General features: G+C 77.0%; 1 protein-coding gene. It reads right to left on the bottom strand.

Annotated features, from left to right (window positions below):
- Window positions 1-40: 40 nt before the first annotated feature.
- A partial coding sequence (locus RYX56_RS24035; RefSeq protein WP_317124341.1) for a hypothetical protein occupies window positions 41-252 on the bottom strand: 212 nt, incomplete at its 5' end.

Below are 252 nucleotides of genomic sequence, written 5' to 3'. Positions count from 1 at the left end.
AAATTGTCGGCAGAGCCAAGGGGCCTGGCGACGCTCTCCGTCAGCGCGGGAGCGAGTCGGGCGCCGTCTCGTCGGCGGCGGTGGGCCGGGCCGGTCGGGCGACGGCGCGGCTGCTGTCGAGGCCGAGGTCGACGCGCGCCTGCCGCACGAGCAGGGCGAGCGTGTCGGAGGAGGTCGTGAGCGCCGAGATGCCCGTGGTGCGGGCGAGGCGATCGGCGAGGGCCTTGGCGCCGGCGAGGTCGCCGGTGGCGC

Origin of the sequence: Alkalihalophilus lindianensis, from assembly GCF_032843265.1 — a bacterium.
In the GTDB taxonomy this organism is placed as follows: domain Bacteria; phylum Bacillota; class Bacilli; order Bacillales; family Bacillaceae_D; genus Alkalihalophilus; species Alkalihalophilus lindianensis.
This window is presented reverse-complemented; position numbering and strand designations above follow the sequence as displayed.